Annotated in this window: 21 protein-coding genes and 2 pseudogenes; 14 read left to right on the top strand and 9 right to left on the bottom strand. The window is 64.7% G+C overall.

Translation table 11 applies throughout. The annotated features are described in order from the left end of the window. The first annotated feature begins 611 nt into the window (after positions 1 to 611). Together AC07FN_RS23130 and AC07FN_RS23125 are read left to right on the top strand one after the other, a co-directional pair. On the top strand, positions 612 to 854 hold the full coding sequence (locus AC07FN_RS23130; protein ID WP_478397486.1) for a DUF2188 domain-containing protein: 243 nt from the start codon (positions 612 to 614) through the stop codon (positions 852 to 854). Between the two features lie 40 nt (positions 855 to 894). After that, positions 895 to 1,293: a ChaB family protein gene (locus tag AC07FN_RS23125; RefSeq protein ID WP_478397485.1), complete on the top strand. Its 399-nt coding sequence runs from the start codon at positions 895 to 897 to the stop codon at positions 1,291 to 1,293. A gap of 190 nt (positions 1,294 to 1,483) precedes the next feature. On the opposite strand, the gene AC07FN_RS23120 is transcribed toward AC07FN_RS23125, so the two are convergent. Next, positions 1,484 to 1,984, bottom strand: a complete 501-nt coding sequence (locus AC07FN_RS23120; protein WP_478397484.1) for a class I SAM-dependent methyltransferase — start codon at positions 1,982 to 1,984, stop codon at positions 1,484 to 1,486. Positions 1,985 to 2,620: 636 nt separating this feature from the next. Between AC07FN_RS23120 and AC07FN_RS23115 the strand changes: the two genes are divergently transcribed. The 6 genes from AC07FN_RS23115 to AC07FN_RS23090 all read left to right on the top strand — a co-directional run bounded on the left by AC07FN_RS23115 (position 2,621) and on the right by AC07FN_RS23090 (position 6,968). After that, entirely contained in the window at positions 2,621 to 3,070 is a 450-nt protein-coding gene (locus AC07FN_RS23115) for an SPW repeat protein (RefSeq protein WP_478397483.1), read from the top strand. Positions 3,071 to 3,261: 191 nt separating this feature from the next. Continuing rightward, the gene (locus AC07FN_RS23110; RefSeq protein WP_478397482.1) at positions 3,262 to 3,648 is read left to right on the top strand and encodes a MarR family transcriptional regulator; all 387 of its coding nucleotides are present in this window, start codon (positions 3,262 to 3,264) and stop codon (positions 3,646 to 3,648) included. Between the two features lie 172 nt (positions 3,649 to 3,820). Continuing rightward, positions 3,821 to 4,234 (top strand): STAS domain-containing protein, encoded by a 414-nt coding sequence (locus AC07FN_RS23105; protein ID WP_478397481.1) that lies wholly within the window; start codon positions 3,821 to 3,823, stop codon positions 4,232 to 4,234. 633 nt (positions 4,235 to 4,867) lie between these two features. Continuing rightward, positions 4,868 to 5,116 (top strand): DUF6480 family protein, encoded by a 249-nt coding sequence (locus AC07FN_RS23100; protein ID WP_478397480.1) that lies wholly within the window; start codon positions 4,868 to 4,870, stop codon positions 5,114 to 5,116. Between the two features lie 79 nt (positions 5,117 to 5,195). Next, complete coding sequence (locus AC07FN_RS23095) at positions 5,196 to 5,369, top strand: hypothetical protein (protein WP_478397479.1); 174 nt, start codon at positions 5,196 to 5,198, stop codon at positions 5,367 to 5,369. Between the two features lie 582 nt (positions 5,370 to 5,951). Continuing rightward, positions 5,952 to 6,968 (top strand): lysylphosphatidylglycerol synthase transmembrane domain-containing protein, encoded by a 1,017-nt coding sequence (locus AC07FN_RS23090; RefSeq protein ID WP_478397478.1) that lies wholly within the window; start codon positions 5,952 to 5,954, stop codon positions 6,966 to 6,968. 206 nt (positions 6,969 to 7,174) lie between these two features. Here the strand turns inward: AC07FN_RS23090 and AC07FN_RS23085 are convergent. After that, a pseudogene (locus AC07FN_RS23085) lies at positions 7,175 to 7,462 on the bottom strand (integrase core domain-containing protein); the annotation flags it as partial. A gap of 119 nt (positions 7,463 to 7,581) precedes the next feature. Then, positions 7,582 to 7,938, bottom strand: a pseudogene (locus AC07FN_RS23080) (helix-turn-helix domain-containing protein); the annotation flags it as partial. Positions 7,939 to 8,240: 302 nt separating this feature from the next. Between AC07FN_RS23080 and AC07FN_RS23075 the strand changes: the two are divergent. After that, positions 8,241 to 9,392 carry a glycoside hydrolase family 27 protein gene (locus tag AC07FN_RS23075; protein ID WP_478397477.1) on the top strand — a complete coding sequence of 384 codons (1,152 nt, stop codon included), beginning with the start codon at positions 8,241 to 8,243 and terminating at the stop codon, positions 9,390 to 9,392. Between the two features lie 240 nt (positions 9,393 to 9,632). Here AC07FN_RS23075 and AC07FN_RS23070 read toward each other — a convergent pair whose 3' ends face one another. The 5 genes from AC07FN_RS23070 to tal all read right to left on the bottom strand — a co-directional run bounded on the left by AC07FN_RS23070 (position 9,633) and on the right by tal (position 12,746). Beyond that, a complete protein-coding gene (locus AC07FN_RS23070) occupies positions 9,633 to 10,040 on the bottom strand; it encodes a hypothetical protein (protein WP_478397476.1) in 408 nt (135 codons plus the stop codon). A gap of 138 nt (positions 10,041 to 10,178) precedes the next feature. After that, the gene (gene folE, locus AC07FN_RS23065; protein ID WP_478397475.1) at positions 10,179 to 10,871 is read right to left on the bottom strand and encodes a GTP cyclohydrolase I; all 693 of its coding nucleotides are present in this window, start codon (positions 10,869 to 10,871) and stop codon (positions 10,179 to 10,181) included. A gap of 64 nt (positions 10,872 to 10,935) precedes the next feature. Then, the gene (locus AC07FN_RS23060) at positions 10,936 to 11,301 is read right to left on the bottom strand and encodes a DUF488 domain-containing protein (RefSeq protein WP_478397474.1); all 366 of its coding nucleotides are present in this window, start codon (positions 11,299 to 11,301) and stop codon (positions 10,936 to 10,938) included. 75 nt (positions 11,302 to 11,376) lie between these two features. Then, a complete protein-coding gene (locus AC07FN_RS23055) occupies positions 11,377 to 11,595 on the bottom strand; it encodes a hypothetical protein (protein WP_478397473.1) in 219 nt (72 codons plus the stop codon). Between the two features lie 38 nt (positions 11,596 to 11,633). Beyond that, complete coding sequence (gene tal / locus AC07FN_RS23050) at positions 11,634 to 12,746, bottom strand: transaldolase (protein ID WP_478397472.1); 1,113 nt, start codon at positions 12,744 to 12,746, stop codon at positions 11,634 to 11,636. A 373-nt stretch (positions 12,747 to 13,119) separates the two neighbouring features. On the opposite strand from tal, the gene AC07FN_RS23045 reads away from it, so the two are divergent. From AC07FN_RS23045 to ctaD, 5 genes are all read left to right on the top strand, one after another. Beyond that, positions 13,120 to 13,320 carry a CBS domain-containing protein gene (locus AC07FN_RS23045; RefSeq protein ID WP_478397471.1) on the top strand — a complete coding sequence of 67 codons (201 nt, stop codon included), beginning with the start codon at positions 13,120 to 13,122 and terminating at the stop codon, positions 13,318 to 13,320. Continuing rightward, complete coding sequence (locus AC07FN_RS23040; RefSeq protein ID WP_478397470.1) at positions 13,304 to 13,642, top strand: CBS domain-containing protein; 339 nt, start codon at positions 13,304 to 13,306, stop codon at positions 13,640 to 13,642. Before AC07FN_RS23045 ends, AC07FN_RS23040 begins: the two co-directional genes overlap by 17 nt. A 425-nt stretch (positions 13,643 to 14,067) precedes the next feature. After that, positions 14,068 to 14,451, top strand: a complete 384-nt coding sequence (locus AC07FN_RS23035; RefSeq protein WP_478397469.1) for a carboxymuconolactone decarboxylase family protein — start codon at positions 14,068 to 14,070, stop codon at positions 14,449 to 14,451. Between the two features lie 138 nt (positions 14,452 to 14,589). Then, complete coding sequence (locus AC07FN_RS23030; RefSeq protein WP_478397468.1) at positions 14,590 to 14,928, top strand: hypothetical protein; 339 nt, start codon at positions 14,590 to 14,592, stop codon at positions 14,926 to 14,928. Between the two features lie 528 nt (positions 14,929 to 15,456). Next, positions 15,457 to 17,160 (top strand): aa3-type cytochrome oxidase subunit I, encoded by a 1,704-nt coding sequence (ctaD, locus tag AC07FN_RS23025; RefSeq protein WP_478397467.1) that lies wholly within the window; start codon positions 15,457 to 15,459, stop codon positions 17,158 to 17,160. Between the two features lie 56 nt (positions 17,161 to 17,216). On the opposite strand, the gene AC07FN_RS23020 is transcribed toward ctaD, so the two are convergent. Continuing rightward, a complete protein-coding gene (locus tag AC07FN_RS23020) occupies positions 17,217 to 17,615 on the bottom strand; it encodes a carboxymuconolactone decarboxylase family protein (protein ID WP_478397466.1) in 399 nt (132 codons plus the stop codon). Positions 17,616 to 17,644 lie beyond the last annotated feature (29 nt).

Genomic DNA, 17,644 nt, shown 5'->3' with positions numbered 1-17,644 from the left:
CACCCCTCGGCGCCGGACCGGCCGCCGGCCAACATGATCCTGGACCCGGGCGTCGGGATGATCGACCGGATGAGGGACGCGCTGTCCGGTCGGAATCGTTGATCGCGCTGCGGCGTTGCAACGCTGCTCGAGACGGCTGCCACCACGGTATCCCTCGCGTGCGGCCGGCTGAAGGCTCGCGCGCAGGTGAGGCGTACGCACGGCAGCGGCCGACCGAGGTCTGAAACTCACCAACCACCGCCCCGGTTCAGCTCTCCGATGACTCCGGCGGAGGCCGGACGTCGGTCGACCGGTCGTCGTCCGCCGGGGGCTCGGCATCGGGCGATTCGTCGGCTCGCATCGGGTGGCCGCTGCGGGAGGTGACCCTCCATCTCCTTCAGCTCGTCGTCCTTCCCGGGTCCATACTTCGGCCTCCTCACTTCAGCCCCACTTCGCGGCCCTTCAAGGGCACCACTGGCTTTACCGGCAGGAGGGGGCCGATACTCCGCTCGCCGGGGGAGACCTCCGGCGTTTGCGCCCGGCGTCGTGACGGGAATACCTCTGCTATACAGGACAAAATCGCGCAGTGAAGCTGGAATCCGATGCGCCAAGCAGAAGACGGAGCAGCCGGCATGGGCGAGCGCCACATCGTGCCGGACCGGGGTAGCGGTGGCTGGAAGGTCATCGGCGCGAGCACCGGAGCGACCGAATGCCACACCGAATGTCAAGCCGATGCGATCGATGAAGCATGCGCGCAGTTGCGGCGGGCCGGTGGTGGCACCGTGCTGATCCACGGGTTGACCGGTCGGGTTCAGATCAGGAAGACGGTAGCGCCCGGGCCGAGGCGCCACGGGGCGCCGCGGCGGCGCGCTTGATCTGGACCACGCGGACCGAGCAGAACGGAGGCGACCGGTCATGCCTGCTCGCGAAGAACTGCCCTCGACGTTGCGCCGCTCGCCGAAGGGGGCGCAGGAGACCTGGATCAAGGCGCACGACAGCGCGGTCGAGTCCTACGGGGAAGGCCGGCGCGCTCATCAAACCGCCTACTCGGCCTTGAAGCACACCTACGAGAAGGTCGGCGACCGGTGGATGCCGAAGCAGCGGAAGGGCCCGTCGGACGAGCAGGCCGAGCGCGGTGCCGGGCAGCCGGAGAAGCCCACCAGCGGTGGCGTCGACGAGAAGGCGAGCAAGAAGCACCTGTACGACAGGGCCCGGCAACTCGGCGTCTCGGGGCGCTCGAAGATGTCGAAGCGCCAGCTGGTTGATGCGCTGCGCGAGGAGAGCGGGCGCAAGACCAGGCAGGCCCGGTCCTGATGACCACCACCTCCGGCGGAGCGGCAGCAGCGCATCCGGCTCCGGCCGGTCATGGTGGTCGTCTGCGTGCGGTGGCGCCTGATCGGGGAGGGTCTATGCGCTACAGCACCTTCATTGCGGAGGTGACGCGTCGGACCGGGGCTGTGCGAGCACGAGAGCCAAACCGTTGCGCGAGCCACGCCTCCTGCGTTCACTCCGACGGCGAGTTCCGGCAATGATAGGCGCGCAGCGGCGGGAGGTTGGCCCAGTGCAGGTGGTCTTTCCGGGCGTGGGGGAAGTGCTCGCGAAGCACGTCGTCGAAGCGCCGTCCAGACTTGGTCCAGCTGTGGTGGGCGGTCAGCAGGAGAGCGAAGCAGCCGGTGGGTGTCAGCGAGGTGCCGATGCCCTGCAGGGTCCGGCGTTGGTCTGCAACCGGCATGAGCGTCCACGGCAGGGAGCTGATCACGCAGTCGACGGCCGGGAATCGGCGCTCGTCGAGCACGGCGGCCAGGTCGCCCGCGGACGCGCAGACGACTTCAACATCGTCCCCGGCATGGTCGGCCCGCATCCGCGCGGCGAGCACCGGACTGATTTCAACGGACAGCAGCCGCGTGTTCGGCTGCATTCGCCTCGCGAGTGCGTCGGTGATCGCGCCGCTGCCAGCACCGAGTTCCACGACATATCGCGCATCTTCCACACCGAGGCGGTCCACGAACTCCTCGGCGCACCGTCGCGAGGTGCTAACGACGGCGCCGGTTCGCCGTGGGTGGCGAACGTATTCCACGAGCATGGCCGAACAACTCGGGCGCTGACGCATCGTGTCCTCCCGGCGTGGAAATGCACCTCCGGCTACCCGTGGTACTTCGAGCGCAACCGGCGTTTGCGGCGGATTCGAATCGGGTAGCGTCGCACCTTTCGCCGCAATGGGGCGGAGCTCCGCTCGGTTCGATGCACGTACGAGCCTCCTCCTCCGGGCTCCCTGGGCAGCAGGTGGATGCAACGCGAGGCGGGTCGAAAAGCCCCTCACAGTGGGAGCCGAAGCAGCGTCGGTCCACGGCGAGGCATCACGAGATCGGCCCGACCTCGAAGATCATTCGTGTTGTGAAATGCACCGGAATCTTCCGCCAGTGCCCGGATGCAAGTGATCAGCCTCGGACGTGGGCTATAGGCATGATCTTGCCGCGCAGGGGCTGAGGCTGCAGTTGTCTGAGATGCATCTGGTGCGGATATGGAGAAACTGGACGAACAGGCGGTGCGTTGATCGACGTGGACAGACGTTTGCACTGGGCACGGGATGGCAACTCCCGAGAAGTAGGAGCCTTCGCGAGGCAACGAGGAGATGGGTGTCATGGTCGCCCCCGAACAACGCGGTACTCGCGCGATGACATCGGCTGAGGGCCTCAGGGAATACGACGCCGCTTTGGCATCACCTACTACTATGAGCAGCGAATCCGTACTCATGCTCACGGGTGCCTACACTGCCGTCTCGCCATGGGTGGTCGGGTTCGCCGGCGCTCAGCCGTTGCTCAGCATGAACAACCTCATTCTGGGGCTGATCGTCACGGCAATCGGTCTGGGGCTTACGGGAACGCCGGAACGCCGTGGCGGCATCAGCTGGACCGCCGCTCCTATCGGCGTGTGGCTGATCGTGGCGACGTGGGTCACCACCATTGGCCCCCCGACTGCAGGCGTGATTTGGAACAACGTCGTGGTGGGGGCGCTGTCGATCGTGTTGGGCCTGGCCGTCGCGGGCATGGTGGCGGTGCGACGTCCTGGTTTGCAGGGTAGAGCCCGGTGAGGAGATTGCTCCGTATTCAACGCTGAACGCATGATCGGTACGACACAATGGTATTGACACGAACGTGGCCGGACATGTTTGGCAGAAAAGCGGAAGACGCCGCCGGTGTGGACGACATAGGTGTCGTAGCCGAGATGGTCTTGACCGCATCAAGGTTGCTAGTTGCCGTATCAGCACGTTCGGTGGCTGCGGTGGATGAGACGATCACGTTGCCCCAGCTGCGCGTGCTCGTGCTTTTGTCCGCCCGCCGGCGTCTGAACCTCGGCGGGCTCGCCAGTTTGATGGGCGTGAACCCGTCGACCAGTACTCGTATGATCGACCGGCTCGTGGCCGCCGATCTTGTGGAGCGCCGGACCAATCCAGTGTCACGTCGCGAAGTGACGGTAACGCTGAGTCGCGCAGGAGAGGAGATCGTTCGCCTGGTCACCGCGAAGCGGCGGGCAGAGATCGCCCGGATCCTGAGCAGAATGACCGGCGAGACGAGGCGCGGTCTGGTTGAGGCGCTGAAGGCTTTCACGGAGGCCGGAGGGGAAACGCCTGCGAGGACTTCGCCGTATCAGGACCCCGGCATGGCCTGAACGTCAATGCCGGCACGACGAAGGTTCTTTTAAGACCCACAGCAAGAAGGGAGATGTGAGCCGAGGAGTTGGCTTGGCTCCGCACAGCCGCGGCAGTGCCTGTCGGGGATGTGGCTCGTGTCGGAGTAGCGAAGACCTCTCGGCCTTCGACAACAGACCTGTGGGAGGGGCGATGCACGAAGCGAAAAAAGCCAACGAGGTATCGAATCACTTGGCTTGCACGCAATGCACCAAGAAATTCGGTGTCGCGGTGTTTCGCCCGAACCGGGAGACGGTCGTGGTTAGCGTGGCTGGTGAGGTAGACGAATCGGCGGCCAGTCAGCTGCGCGAGTTGCTGAGGCATCGATTAGCTGCCTGCACACGAACAGTGGTCGCCGACCTCACCAGTGTGACGTTCTTCGACAGCGCGGGTCTGGAGGTGCTGGGCGAGGCTCAGCTGCGCGCTTCCGACCGCGGCGTGCGCTTCTTGATCGTCTGCGAACCCAAGTGCCGTATCGATTGGATGATGGCGGTGACCGGCACTACCGAACGGTTCGCACGCCACGACGCCCTTGCCGAGGCGCTCACGCCGTGTCAGCCCACATAGACCGTCGCCGTCTGTTGGCGAGCACCGCGGTATCCCTTCGGTGTTCCTTGGCAGCTATTGCGTGGAAGTTGGGGCCCGTGATGATCGGTTCCCGCAGCGGGGGCAATGGATATTGCCTACTGGCTGTCGTCGCGGCGCGCCCGGTGTTGGTCCGGGGCTTGCTTGCGGGCTCGCTCCCGCTCGAATGCCCGGGTTTGCTCAGGCCTAGCGGTTCCTTCTGCCACGGAGACTTCAGCTTCGATCAGTCGCTGTTCTCGCTCGTCGGCTAGATCGGCCCTGGGCTGCTCGTCGGAGTGCGGACCGGTGTGTGAGTTTCGGCCAGCCAACTCCACGCACGGCGCAGGCCTGCACTTGTCGATCGACGTCACGCCGGCCGACGCCATCGACGTCCACGGCCGGGACCTCACCGAATGATCCGGTGAAGTCCGTTTTCCATGGGCCTGGCGGACGATCGTTGAAGGGGCATGTGCAAGACGAACGCGGATCCGGGGACGAAGAACATTGCCAAGGACGTTCTTCTTTCTGGCCCGCCGCCGAGGTAAGTACCAGGCGATACACGTGCATCCCGAGGCGAACAGCGGAGCACCAGGAGCTTGCGGTTTTTGGCAACGACGGTGCGGGTAGCCGATAGGCATGTCCACACGAGGGTCCCACGAGCCTCCTGATCCCGATCCGGATCGCACGCCAGGCTTGGAGCAGGGCGGCTCGGTACCTCCTGGGGAAACACCACCAGAGTCGGCATCGGCCACCGAAGGCCTCTCGTACAAGACCAAGCCTTCGGCACGTCCGACCAAGTGGATCTGGCTGATCGCTATCGCTGTCGTCGTCGTGCTGGTAGCCGCGTTCTTCATTTCCTTCGGCGCGGGACTGCTCAGCTACTGACCACCAATCCGATTCGGCCTGTGCAGCAGCGGGTGACGAGCAGGGAGGTGGTCCAACATAGTCGAAGCCAGGAGTGAAGATGACCGGACGCGGAACCGGAGCGGGTGAACCCGGCGACGAACCAGACTTCGCTGAGGAACATACGAGCACGACCTTTGAAGAGGAACACACCGATCAGCCTGCTGTGAGCGGAGACGAATCGGCAAAGAGGGGAGCAGTCGAACAGGAGGAGGAACCGAAGAAGCCCTTGTGACATTGCGATGCAAAGGCCGCACGTCTGTCAATAAAGAGCCGTCTCCATAATGGGCTGGAACCAGCACCTGCTCGCGCAGAATCCGGACACCGGGCCGGTTCATTTGCGGAGAGTATCGAGAGTCGCTGGTAGGTCTTTCCGAACTGCAGCTCCTGGTGATCAAGCGGTAGTTGACTCATACGGGCGAGTCATTACCGCGGTCACGGTCGGCCGACGACGAACTTTGTTTTCATGGAGCTCTGTTGTGGGCGTACACGAAACAGCATTGCTCATGGCTGATTCGGCCGGATGGAATGCCAAGGTCAGCTCGTCATATGTCCGCTCCGGCGTTGTCCATTCCGCATGCGTGGCGATGCTTGCGCCGACACTGAATCAACACCGCGCCGAACGAGCTCATCTACGCGAGCTCACCAAGCACTCTGGGCTCGGCGTCGGCATGGGTACTCCCAGGACGTGATCTGCGGTGCAGGACAGCCGACGGCCACCCGGTTGGTTGCGGTGGGAGGGGAGGCCTCAGGTCGGTTGGCGGGTGCGGAGCATGCCGCCGTGGGGCGGGCGGGACTTCGAGCGGAGTGGGCTGCGGTGCGGAAGTTCGTGCGCAGGATAGTTCAATGGTGCGTGCTGGTCGCCGGTGTCGGCGTCCTGGTGTGGCAGCTGCCTGCGCTGGTCGGCGAGGCCGGTCGGTTGCGCACTGCCCTCGCAGGTCTGCGATGGGAGTGGGGCTTCGTCGCGGGCTTGCTCGGTCTCGGCAGCTTGGTGGCGTATGGGGAACTGCACCGGCGTCTGCTGATCGCCGGTGGAGTGCACCTGGGGGTGCGGGCCGTCCAAGCGATTCACTTCGCCGAGAACGCGCTGTCGACCACGTTGCCGGCGCTCGGAGATCCGGCCGGTTTCGCCTATGCGACCTACCAGCTGCGCCAGCGCGACGTGGGTGTCGCCTTGGCCGCGTGGTCAACGGTGCTGAGCGGGGTAGTGGCGACGATCGTGTTGATGGTGCTGGGCGTTCTCGGTTTGGGAACGGCCGGCAGCATTCCGGCGTTTCTCGCAGTCGTCCTCGTCCTGGGAATCGCCTCTGCATCGTGGGCGTGTTGGCGGGTCGTTACGCGTGCAGAACTGTTGCACCGTGGCCTGCGAGCGCTGACCAGGTTTGCTCGACGGATTCCGCTGCTCAAACGAGGAAGCTGGGCGGCGGACCCCGATGCAGCCGCACGCCGCATGTCGGAGCGGGTGCGGCTGCTCCGGCCGAGCTGGCTCCAATGGGCGGTCATTCTGGCGATCGCTGCACTGAGTTGGGTGTGCGACTTCCTGAGCTTGATGGCAGCTGTCGTCGCCCTGGGCGCCCCGGTGCCGTGGTCGGCACTCGTGATGAGTTTCCTCGTTGTGCAAGCGAGTATCGCATTGCAGATCATGCCCGGGGGTGCGGGCCTGGCAGAAGCCGGGCTGCTCGGCGTGCTGATGTCGTCGGGGATACCGGTCGCGCAAGCGATGGCCATCGTCCTGCTGTACCGCGGGATCAACTGGGTCGGCCTGGCGGTGCTGGGTTGGGTGGTCTACGCGGTTCAGATACACGGGTCGCCGCGTCAGCACGACCGGTCGTGAGCACCGCACACGCCGCCGCGTGTTGCATCGGACAAGGGCAGCAGTTGCGCTGGTTTATCCGGGGTTTCCAAGTTTTCGCTGGAGGCGGCTGACGCGCTAGGAGTCTGCGCGGGGGCCTCGATGACATCTACCATCAAGGGTGCGAGGTTCTCGGATTCGGCCTGCAGGGGCTGGGGGCCGTCGATGCGTGTGGGGTCGTTCGGTCGGAACAGGCTGGCCGGGGTCGCCATGTCCAATGATTGGTGCGGGCGCTGATAGTTGTCGCTCTCGACCCAGCCGTGGACTGCGGCCTGCGCGGCGTCGAGGGATTCGAAAGGGGCGACGTGGTCGAGGAATTCGGCCCGTAGCGTCTTGTGAAACCGTTCGATCTTGCCGGTGGTGGTCGGTGAACGGGGTTTGGTCAGGCGCTGGGTGATGCCGTTGTGCCGGCAGATCGTTTCGAACAACACCTCCACCGGCTGCGGACGGTGATGACGACCGGTGAACTGTTTTCCGTTGTCCGACAACACTTCTGAAGGTACGCCGTAGCGGCGCATCGCCGGTGTACGCCTCACACACCGACCGGCCGTTAGCGACTACGACGACCGCGGCGACCACCACGAACCGGGAGTGGTCATCGATCCCGGTCCAGCTTGCATTCCCGGCCGTCAGCCAGCGGGACGCCGCCGACGATGTCGAGTTGCCACAAATGCATCGGGGTCTGGCGTTGCCAACGCTTGTACTTCCGCTTGTGCTGCTGGGCGTGCGGGTCGATCAGCCCGTTTCGAGTCAGGACCCGATGCACCGTGGCCCGAGCTGGAGCAGGGGCAAGACCATGTAACCCGAGCTCGTAACTGATCCGCCGGGCACCCCACCGGGGATGTTCCCGCCGTAACTCGCAGATCAGCGCCTCAACCTCAGCCGTCACCCTGTTCGGGCTGGTGCGTGGTCGGCGAGAGCGATCGGCCAGGCCCGGCATGCCTTCCTGCTGAAACCGTTTCCGCTACGCGTGCAGTGACTGTCGTGTCGTCCCATAGCGAGTCGCGACCTCACCAATCGGCGATCCACCCAGCACCTCGCACACCGCGCGATACCGGAACTCCACCAACGGCTGCTGATCCACTCCGAGACAAGATCACGAACATCCCAGATGGTCAAGCGTGTCCCGAGAACGAATCTGCCTTTCGTCGAGGTCCGCACTGCGCCGTACGGCGGCTTGTCAGCGAGCCGAACCTGAGCGATCGTGTTTATTATCGTTCGAATTGGGGTGATTCTGTGCACTACCGAACAACGATGCTGCTAGTGACCACCCTCCTGCTGACCATGAACGGCACCGCGGGGGCCGCGGACGATCCCGCACCCGCTCCGCCGATGGGCTGGAATTCCTGGAACAAGTTCGGCTGCGACATCAACGAGCAGTTGATCATCGAGACCTCCGACGCGATGGTCGCCTCCGGCATGAAGGACGCCGGGTACCAGTACGTCAACATCGACGACTGCTGGATGGCGCCGGAGCGCGGCGCGGACGGACGCCTGCAACCCGACCCCGTGCGCTTTCCATCCGGCATCAAGGCGGTCGCCGACCACGTCCACGCCAAGGGCCTGAAGCTGGGCATCTACTCCTCCGCGGGAACCAAGACCTGCCAGGGTCTGCCCGCCAGCCTCGATCACGAGGAGGTCGACGCCCGGACCTTCGCCGACTGGGGCGTGGACTACCTCAAGTACGACAACTGCAACAACGAGGGCCGTCCGGCCGTCGAGCGCTACCAGAAGATGGGCGAGGCGCTGCGCGCGACCGGCCGCCCCATCGTCTACAGCATCTGCGAATGGGGCGAGAACGACCCGTGGGAGTGGGGCCGCGAGGTCGGCGGCCACCTGTGGCGCACGACCGGCGACATCAGTGACTCCTGGAACAGCATGACCGGATTGCTCGACCAGCAGGTCGGTATCGAGCAGCACTCCGGCCCGAATGGCTGGAATGACCCGGACATGCTCGAAGTCGGCAACGGCGGCATGACCGACACCGAGTACCGCGCGCACTTCTCCCTCTGGGCGCTGCTGAACGCGCCGCTGCTCGCGGGCAACGACCTGCGCACCATGGATCAATCCACAAAGGACATCCTGCTCACCCCCGAGCTGATCGCGATCAACCAGGACTGGGGCGGGAAACAGGGCTACCGGGTCCGCGACGACGGTGAAACCGAGGTGTGGGCCAAACCCGTCTCGGACGGATCGGTGGCCGTCGTGCTGTTCAACCGCACTGGCGAAGACCAGGACATCCAGGCGAAGGCGGGCGAGGTCGGACTGCCCGATGCCGCCGACTACCGGTCGCGGGACCTGTGGACGGGCGTTGAAGCCAGCATCGGCAGCGAGATCCGGGCGTCGGTTCCGTCGCACGGCGCAGTGGCGTATCGGGTGTGGCCGAACCCGGGGGAGAAGTCGTGACCAGAACGCCTATCCCCGTTCTCACCCCGCACTGCCGCCGCAGACATCTGGTGCGGTCGTTCGGGCGCGTCACGGCGTCCACCCACCGCAGCCTCGCCCACGGTTCGAACCGCTGAGCTCGAACCAGAACCGGTCCGAACCCTGAACCGTCGGCTCGTACTCCTTGAGGTTCGGCGGGGCCTCGACGTGCTCGCCGGAGACGCGGCTGTCCAGCGCACCCGGAACCGCAGCACCGATTGATCACTCCTTCGCACGGTGGGGCTCGTTGTCGAGTTCGTCGGGGGTGTCGTTCGATGTGGCGTGGCCGCGGTGTGTGCGGCGGGTCGCGAGCAGCGCCCAGCCGAGCCCAGCCAGCAACAGCAGCACGACTCCGACCACCACCAGCTGGTCGGAGATGAGCGCCGATACGTGCTGTACCCAGGTTTGCGCGGCGAACTGCGCGTCGATGCCGACGATCCCACCGAGGGATCCGGTGCCGTCGGTGGCGAGGAACAGCGCGCCGAGTGTGATGAAGACCAGCCCGGAGAGCAGCGTGGTGCTGTGCACGCGGAGCGGGCCGAGCTTCAGCTCCCGGCCGCGCAGCCACCGGCGTCGCCCGAGGTCGAAGCGATCCCACAGAGCGGCGATCAGGAACAACGGCACCGCCATGCCCAGTGCGTAGATGGCCAGCAGCAGGCCTCGGCTGGTATCGAGCCCGGCAGCACGACCGCGCCGGGTTCCTGGAACGCCAGGCCAACGCGTCGATGACTCGACCGAGGCCGCCGGTCTACGCGCTTGCGCCATGGTTCAGCCTCGTTGGCTGCACAGGGTGAAAAATTCGCTGCGCAACTGTGCGTCGGTGTCGTAGTTGCCGCGCCAGTAGGTGGTCCGGGTACTGGATTCTCTTTCACGGACGCCGCGCATCTGCATGCACAGGTGCACCGCCTCCAGATGCACGGCGACCCCGTGCGGGGACAGGATCGATTCCAGGGAGTCGGCGAGTTGATGGCCGATGCGTTCCTGGACCGAGAACCTGCGGGCGAACAGCCTGAGCAGTCTGGTCAGTTTGGACAGCCCGAGGATGTGCTCGTGGGCAATGTAACCGACGTAGGCTGTGCCGAAGAACGGCAAGCTGTGGTGCTCGCAGAGGGAAAAGAACGGAATCGGTCCCTCAACCACTTGGCTGATGCGGCAGTCCGGGCCGCCGCGGCACTCGGTGGGGAAAGCGGTGACCAGCTTGTCGTCGCCCTCGTAGCCGCTCGTGGCATCGAAAAGAGCCTGCAAGTACCGGCGTGGCGTCTCGCTTGTGGACGGTGACCTGACCGGCATGCCCAACGCGGTGAAGATCTCTTCCATATAGCCTTCGAACTGCCGCCACTGCTGCGAGGTGATCTGCCTGGGCGAGACGGATGCCCACCGCTCCTCCTCAACTTCAAGGCCCTCGCCGGCCAATCCCGCAACGGGCGGAGGTGCGCCTGGCTGCTGATTCCCGTCGCTCACTGGCATCACCTTCTCGATACGTTCGGCGCGGACACGCGCCTTCACGGCGTGGCAGCAGTGTCGGTCAGCTGCTCAACATCTCGACGAGTACCGCCGCCTCGCTGATGTCGGCGTGTTTGGTGCCGGTGAGCAGGGTGAGCCGTTGGCGTTCGGCCAGATCCCGCAGGTGCTGGACCGCGTCGGCTCGCTCTGGTTCATCGAGTTCGGCTCGGTAGCGGCGGCGGAACTCCTCGAATTTTTCTGGATCGTGGCTGTACCACTTGCGCAGTTCCGTTGACGGCGCGACGTCTTTGCACCATTCGTCAAGGTCGGCTTTGGCTTTGCTCAGGCCACGCGGCCAGATGCGGTCGACGAGTACGCGGGTGCCATCCTGATCAGCTGGCTCGTCGTAAACTCTGCGTACCTGAACATCAAGCTTGTGCTTCGCCATCGTTCATCTCCTTGGTGTCAGCCTGGACGCCGGTCCTGCACGGATGACATTTCGAGTGTCATGACGAAGTCAGCGCTAGGCTCGACTGACCCAATTTTGGTGGCACCTTCTGTTTGCGTCATCGGCCAGGAAAGCACGAACCGGCATGCCGAGATCGGCGGCGTACGTGCTGCTTGCGTTGGCGACCTCGGTGAGCGGGACGTTGAAGTTGGCGAGTCTGGCCGGGTCGACCTGCGTGCCGGATCGGATGAGTTGTTGGATGGTGTCGGTGACGTCCCAGATGTTGACCTTCATTCCCGCCGGCATGCTGACGTCATGGATTGCGCTCCCTTCTACGCCGCGTGCGGTGCGGCGAGAGTTTGGGCTAGTTGCGCACCCAGCTGGTCCCAGCTGGCGTCGAATGCCGCCACGCCCTGGTCTTCCAATTTCGCAACGACGTCGTTGTAGTCGATGCCGAGTTCGGCGAGGCCGTTGAACACGCGTTGGGCGTCGTCGTAGGCATCATGAATGCTGTCAGTCGGCACGTTCGCGTGATTGGCGACGGCGTTGAGGGTGGCCTCGGGCATGGTGTTGACCACCCGGGGCGCTACTAAGTCAGTGACGTACCGGGTGTCGGAGTAGGAAGGGTCTTTCACTCCGGTGGAGGCCCACAGCGGGCGTTGAGGCCGGGCTCCAGCGCGTTGCAAGGCGTTCCATCGGTCACTGGTGAAGGCTGTTTCGTAGTGGTAGTAGGCCAGACGAGCGTTGGCAATCGCGGCCTTGCCTCGCAAGGCGGCGGCTTTCTCGGTGCCGATCTGGTCCAGGCGCTGGTCGATCTCGGTGTCCACTCGGGACACGAAGAACGAGGCGACCGAGCCGATGTGCGACAGGTCGTGCCCGTTGTCGCGAGCGTGTTCGAGACCCGTCATGAACGCATCGACCACCTCGGCGTAACGCGTCAGCGAGAAAATCAGCGTGACGTTGATGCTCAGGCCCTCAGCCAGGCACGCGCTAATCGCCGGAAGGCCCTGCTTGGCCGCCGGGATCTTCACGAACAAGTTGGGTCGGTCCACCAACCACCACAACGCCTTCGCCTCGGCGATGGTGCGGTTGGTGTCGTGCGCGATGCGTGGGTCGACCTCGATCGACACCCGGCCATCCACGCCGCCGGTGGCCGTATACACCGGCCGCAGCACATCACACGCCCACCGCACGTCGTAGGTAGTCAGCTCGCGCAACGCAGCGTCGGGCCCGATTTGCCGCAACGCCAACTGCTGGATTTGTTCAGCATAGGTATCGCTGCCGGTGATGGCCTTGGCGAAGATCGTAGGATTGGTGGTCACGCCGACGACATGCCAGTCGCGGACCAGCGCCTCCAAACCGCCGCTGGCCAGCCGGCCACGACTGAGGTCGTCCAGCCATATTGACACCCCAGCTTCGGTGAGAGTGGTCAACGGGTCGGTCATCGGAACCCTCCCGCGTGGTTTCGGCCCGAACGTCAAGCGGAACACCACCAGGTAGATCAGCGGTTCGCGGCCGTGCCACCCAAAGCCTGCGCGATATCCACAAAGGTGGTTCAAGCCACTACGCATGGCCTTTCCCGCTGCGCGGGGTGCTGAAACGCCATCGGCGTGGCAGCACCGACGAACTCGCAGCACGGCCCAGGGCCGTCCGGACCGCGTACCTGGTCGCGTATCTGAACGACCGGTCCGACACTGGGCACACCAGGTCAGGGAGGGACTGACCGACAACGACGAGGGGGCACGTCATGAAAGCCGCCGACATCATGACGCGACCGGTTGTGTCCGTGAGGGACGGGGCACCCTCCGGGAAGCGATCGTGCTGTTGACCGAGAACGGCGTCGGCGCCCTGCCGGTTATCGACACCGACGACCTGGTCGTGGGTGTCGTTGGGGAATCGGACCTGCTGCGCGACCACGTAGCGGGCGCCTCGTCCTCTGCAGACTGGGACTCAACCGCCGCGGTAGGCGAGGTGATGCACCCGCCCGGCTCGAGTGGCGGAAATGAGCACCGGAATTGACCAACTCGCCAGTATGATGCTCTCGCACAATTTGCATAGTGTGCCCATTGTCGACCATGGGAAGCTTGTCGGGATCGTGGCGCGCCGCGATCTGCTTCGGACACTGGTCCGTGACGACGACGTGATCGCCAGCCAGGTCCGTTACTTGCTGGACAGCTATACCGGCGACCCTGGGAGCTGGACCGTGCGGATCGAACAGGGCCAAGCGACTCTCTCCAACGTACGCGCGGATCACACGGGCCGCAGGGTCGCTACAGCACTGGCCCGCACGGTGATCGGCGTCCAGGGGGTGCGGATCGGGGGCATCAACTCCGCAACGTGACTCTTGCCTGCGCTGTCTGATGGGCGCGGCGGAAAAGGCTACCGCGTAAGTCCCTTCCCTGACTGGTTCGCAACCGCGTGCGGTGTCGGAAGCCGGTTTGATCACGATCCAGCGCCTGCAGCCCCGGAAGGGTTGCCGCCAGTAGATCATCACCGCGCCGTTCAGGGAGCAGGTCGCGTCGTGCTCGCGCTGTTCCGGCCGTCGTCCCGGTACGGCGACCGGGCGAATCGTCAGCCATCTTCCCAGCCCATCCCCACAGGTCTCGTCCAATGGAGGCCAGTCGAACATAACCCCGTGAGGATGAACCAGCACGTCGTGCACGGTGCGGGATATCCCTCGCAGCCGGGTACCCCCCACGGTGCCGGACCGCATCCAGCCGTATCCCTCGCTGGGGTACGCGGTAGTCGGCAGAAGGAGGAAGGGCAATGGCGGAGGCTTTCTACCACCCGGCCACACCGGAGTTGGGTGAGCGCCGCAAGGAGCTAGCACCCGAGATCCACGAGGCATTCGATCGCTTCAGTCATGCGGTGTTCGAATCCGGGGCGCTGTCGGAGAAAACCAAGCAACTGCTGGCCGTCGCGGTCGCCCACGTCACCCAGTGCCCGTACTGCATAACGGGTCACACGCAGCTCGCCCGTAGCAAAGGAGCCAGCCCCGAAGAAATCATGGAAGCGATCTGGGTGGCGGCGGAGATGCGCGCAGGCGGTGCCTACGCGCACGCGACGATCGCTCTGCAAGCCATCGGGGAGACAGCGCCGCACGGTGACACGCAAGGCAGCGACACCATCGGACGACCACCCACGGCATGAGTCACGCCGCCGGGCAGGGAGTCGAATGCTCCCATACTCCGCGCACCGCCAGAAGAGTTGTCAGGCTGAACGGTCTATGGCCACTGTCAGTAGCACGACCGAGTCCTCCAGGACACTGACGCTGTGGCGAGAGTCTGGATGATCAACAAATCGCCCGTCCTGCAGTCCCCGGAGGTCTCGCTGCTGGACAACCGAATGCGACCGCACACCACCTGCAACGTGGCCTGGCCGGGGTTCGAGTGTTCGCCGAGTTCGCTACCGTCGGTCAAAGCGATCACCGTGCTGCCGCAGGGTTCGATGGTGCCCGCCATAGACAGCTTTCGCGGCGTGTCGCCCGTGTTCGCGAGCCCGCTCGAGCTGCACGCGTGCCAATGCTGTCAGCGCGACTTTCCCCATAGCTGGAAGCATGCGACCGCAGCAACCGCCGCATCCGGCCATGCGGTGCCGGCGTCCGCCGTCAAGGTGGGAACCCCGTGAAATGAGTAGACCGCCGGGCGCGCAGAACCTGAGCAAGCTGTGTCAATCCCCCCTTTCCATGAACCCAAAACGAACGACCACGATAGCGGTTGCTCTCGTTGAATCCAGGTGTTGCTCGCCCAAACAGGGGCGAGAGGCCATTGGACTCTCCATTCGCCGGCTACCGCGTTGGCATGGTTCATGGCACCCGGCTCGGAATGACCAGCGGCTCGTAGGCCGACGTTCACCGGTGGGCACACCACGCCCAATCGGCCGACACTGCCTTCACAGCCGAACTCAACACGTCTCGCAATCCCGACGACCTCCGACGGCATCGAGGCGATCAGTCCGCCTGAGGTCGCGGGTATCCACGCCCGACAGGACAACCTCGCCGCCGAGTACGAGGATCGAGCTGGGCTTACGTCGGTGCCTGGAGCTGGACGTCCGACCTGAAACCAAGCAACTGGACGATTACCGTGTGGACTTCCCTGGCCGTAGTTCCTGAGGGGCGTGGTGGGGGTCTCCTTCACGGTGGGTCCGGAGGTACGTATGGCACGCGTAGAACGGCGATCCGCCCCGGTTCCGACCAGGGCCTACACCGCCAAGCACCGCCCGAAGGGGCACTACGTGTACTGGCTGCACACCACCGACCCCAAGCAGATCGGGATCCTGTACCTGATCACGTCGTTCGCGTTCTTCATGGCTGGCGGCGTCATGGCGATGCTGCTCCGGGGCGAACTGGCGGCGCCGGGCCTGCAGTTCCTGTCGCAGGAGCAATACAACCAGCTGTTCACCATGCACGGCACGGTGATGCTGCTGCTGTTCGCGACACCGATCCTGTTCGGCTTCGCCAACTGCATCCTGCCGCTGCAGATCGGAGCGCCGGATGTAGCGTTCCCGAGGCTCAACGCCCTCTCGTACTGGCTGTTCCTGTTCGGCGGGCTGATCGTGCTCAGCGGGTTCGTGCTGCCCGGCGGCGCCGCAGACTTCGGTTGGACTGCCTACACGCCGCTGTCCCGGTCGATCTTCAGCCAAGGCCCCGGCGGTGACATGTGGGCGGCCGGGTTGATCGTCAGCGGACTGGGAACCATCCTCGGCGCGGTCAACATGATCACGACCGTCGTGTGCCTGCGGGCACCGGGCATGACGATGTTCCGGATGCCGATCTTCACCTGGAACATCTTCGTCACCAGTATCATGATCTTGATCGCGTTCCCGATCCTGACCGCCGCGCTGTTCGGGTTGCTGATCGACCGGCACCTCGGCGGCCACGCGTTCGACCCGGCCAACGGCGGCGCGATCCTCTACCAGCACCTGTTCTGGTTCTTCGGCCATCCGGAGGTCTACATCGTGGCGTTGCCGTTCTTTGGCATAGTTACCGAGGTCTTCCCGGTGTTCAGCCGCAAACCGCTGTTCGGCTACGCCGGTATGGTGTTCGCCACCTTCACAATCGCCGGACTTTCGGTGATCGTGTGGGCGCACCACATGTTCGCCACCGGCGCGGTGCTGCTGCCGTTCTTCTCGTTTACTTCGTACCTGATCGCGATCCCGACGGGGATTAAGTTCTTCAACTGGATCGGCACCATGTGGCGCGGGCAGCTGACCTTCGAGACCCCGATGCTTTTCTCCGTGGGGTTCGCGGTCACGTTCCTCTTCGGCGGCCTGACCGGGGTCCTGCTGGCCTCACCGCCGCTGGACTTCCAGGTCACCGACACCTACTTCGTGGTGGCGCACTTCCACTACGTGCTGTTCGGCACGATCGTGTTCGCGGTGTTCGGCGGTATTTACTTCTGGTTCCCGAAGATCACCGGGCGGATGATGGACGACCGGCTCGGCCATCTGCACTTCTGGCTCACGTTCATCGGGTTCCACATCACGTTCCTGGTGCAGCACTGGCTGGGTAACGAGGGCATGCCGCGGCGCTACGCCGACTACCTGGAAACTGACGGTTTCACCACGCTCAACATGGTTTCGACGATCGGCGCCTTCCTCCTGGGCGCTTCGATGCTGCCGTTCCTGTACAACGTGTTCACCAGCGCTCGGTATGGGGTGCTGGTCGACATTGACGACCCCTGGGGGTTCGGGAACTCGCTGGAATGGGCCACCTCCTGCCCACCCCCGCGGCACAACTTCACCGAGCTACCGCGCATCCGGTCCGAACGTCCCGCATTCGAACTGCACTACCCCCACATGCGCGAACGCATGAAACTGGAAGCCCACGTACAGGCCACGCACCGCTACGGCCATGACTAGTCCGCGGGGAACACACCGTCCTTACTGCGCAGCAGATTCTCGCTCTCGTGCGAGTCCTATCCGGGCAGCGGCTGATGGGTGGCGACGGCCAGCCGGTTCCACACATTAATCGTGGCGATTGCCATCAGCGGCGCTACCACCTGCCTCTCGTCGAATAGCCGGCTGACCTCGTCCCAGACCGGGTCGGGCACGCCTGCCTCGCCGATGCGGGTGACGGCCTCGGTGAGCGCCAGGACGGCGCGTTCCTGCTCGGTGAACAACTCGGGTGCCTCACGCCACGCTGCGAGCACGTCCAGCCTGCGCTGCTGCTCGCCGGCCGCGCGGGCCTCGTGATTGTGCATGTCGAGGCAGAAGGCGCAGCCGTTGAGTTGCGAGGCGCGGATCTTCACTAGCTCGCCCAGCCGCCGGTCCAGCCCGCTGCGGTCGACGTAGCGTTTCGCGGAGGCCGATGACATCGAAGCGCTCGCGGTCCGCACTCCATCGT

This window comes from Saccharopolyspora sp. NPDC045941 (assembly GCF_056431445.1).
This window is presented reverse-complemented; position numbering and strand designations above follow the sequence as displayed.

Coding starts and splice junctions, on each gene's coding strand:
- ctaD (WP_478397467.1), top strand. CDS start 15,457: ATGGCACGCGTAGAACGGCGATCCGCCCCGGTTCCGACCAGGGCCTAC.
- AC07FN_RS23075 (WP_478397477.1), top strand. CDS start 8,241: ATGCTGCTAGTGACCACCCTCCTGCTGACCATGAACGGCACCGCGGGG.
- AC07FN_RS23020 (WP_478397466.1), bottom strand. CDS start 17,615: ATGTCATCGGCCTCCGCGAAACGCTACGTCGACCGCAGCGGGCTGGAC.
- AC07FN_RS23130 (WP_478397486.1), top strand. CDS start 612: ATGGGCGAGCGCCACATCGTGCCGGACCGGGGTAGCGGTGGCTGGAAG.
- AC07FN_RS23035 (WP_478397469.1), top strand. CDS start 14,068: ATGGCGGAGGCTTTCTACCACCCGGCCACACCGGAGTTGGGTGAGCGC.
- AC07FN_RS23030 (WP_478397468.1), top strand. CDS start 14,590: ATGATCAACAAATCGCCCGTCCTGCAGTCCCCGGAGGTCTCGCTGCTG.
- AC07FN_RS23115 (WP_478397483.1), top strand. CDS start 2,621: ATGGTCGCCCCCGAACAACGCGGTACTCGCGCGATGACATCGGCTGAG.
- AC07FN_RS23105 (WP_478397481.1), top strand. CDS start 3,821: ATGCACGAAGCGAAAAAAGCCAACGAGGTATCGAATCACTTGGCTTGC.
- AC07FN_RS23125 (WP_478397485.1), top strand. CDS start 895: ATGCCTGCTCGCGAAGAACTGCCCTCGACGTTGCGCCGCTCGCCGAAG.
- AC07FN_RS23060 (WP_478397474.1), bottom strand. CDS start 11,301: ATGGCGAAGCACAAGCTTGATGTTCAGGTACGCAGAGTTTACGACGAG.
- AC07FN_RS23055 (WP_478397473.1), bottom strand. CDS start 11,595: ATGAAGGTCAACATCTGGGACGTCACCGACACCATCCAACAACTCATC.
- AC07FN_RS23100 (WP_478397480.1), top strand. CDS start 4,868: ATGTCCACACGAGGGTCCCACGAGCCTCCTGATCCCGATCCGGATCGC.
- AC07FN_RS23070 (WP_478397476.1), bottom strand. CDS start 10,040: ATGGCGGTGCCGTTGTTCCTGATCGCCGCTCTGTGGGATCGCTTCGAC.
- AC07FN_RS23040 (WP_478397470.1), top strand. CDS start 13,304: ATGAGCACCGGAATTGACCAACTCGCCAGTATGATGCTCTCGCACAAT.
- tal (WP_478397472.1), bottom strand. CDS start 12,746: ATGACCGACCCGTTGACCACTCTCACCGAAGCTGGGGTGTCAATATGG.
- AC07FN_RS23095 (WP_478397479.1), top strand. CDS start 5,196: ATGACCGGACGCGGAACCGGAGCGGGTGAACCCGGCGACGAACCAGAC.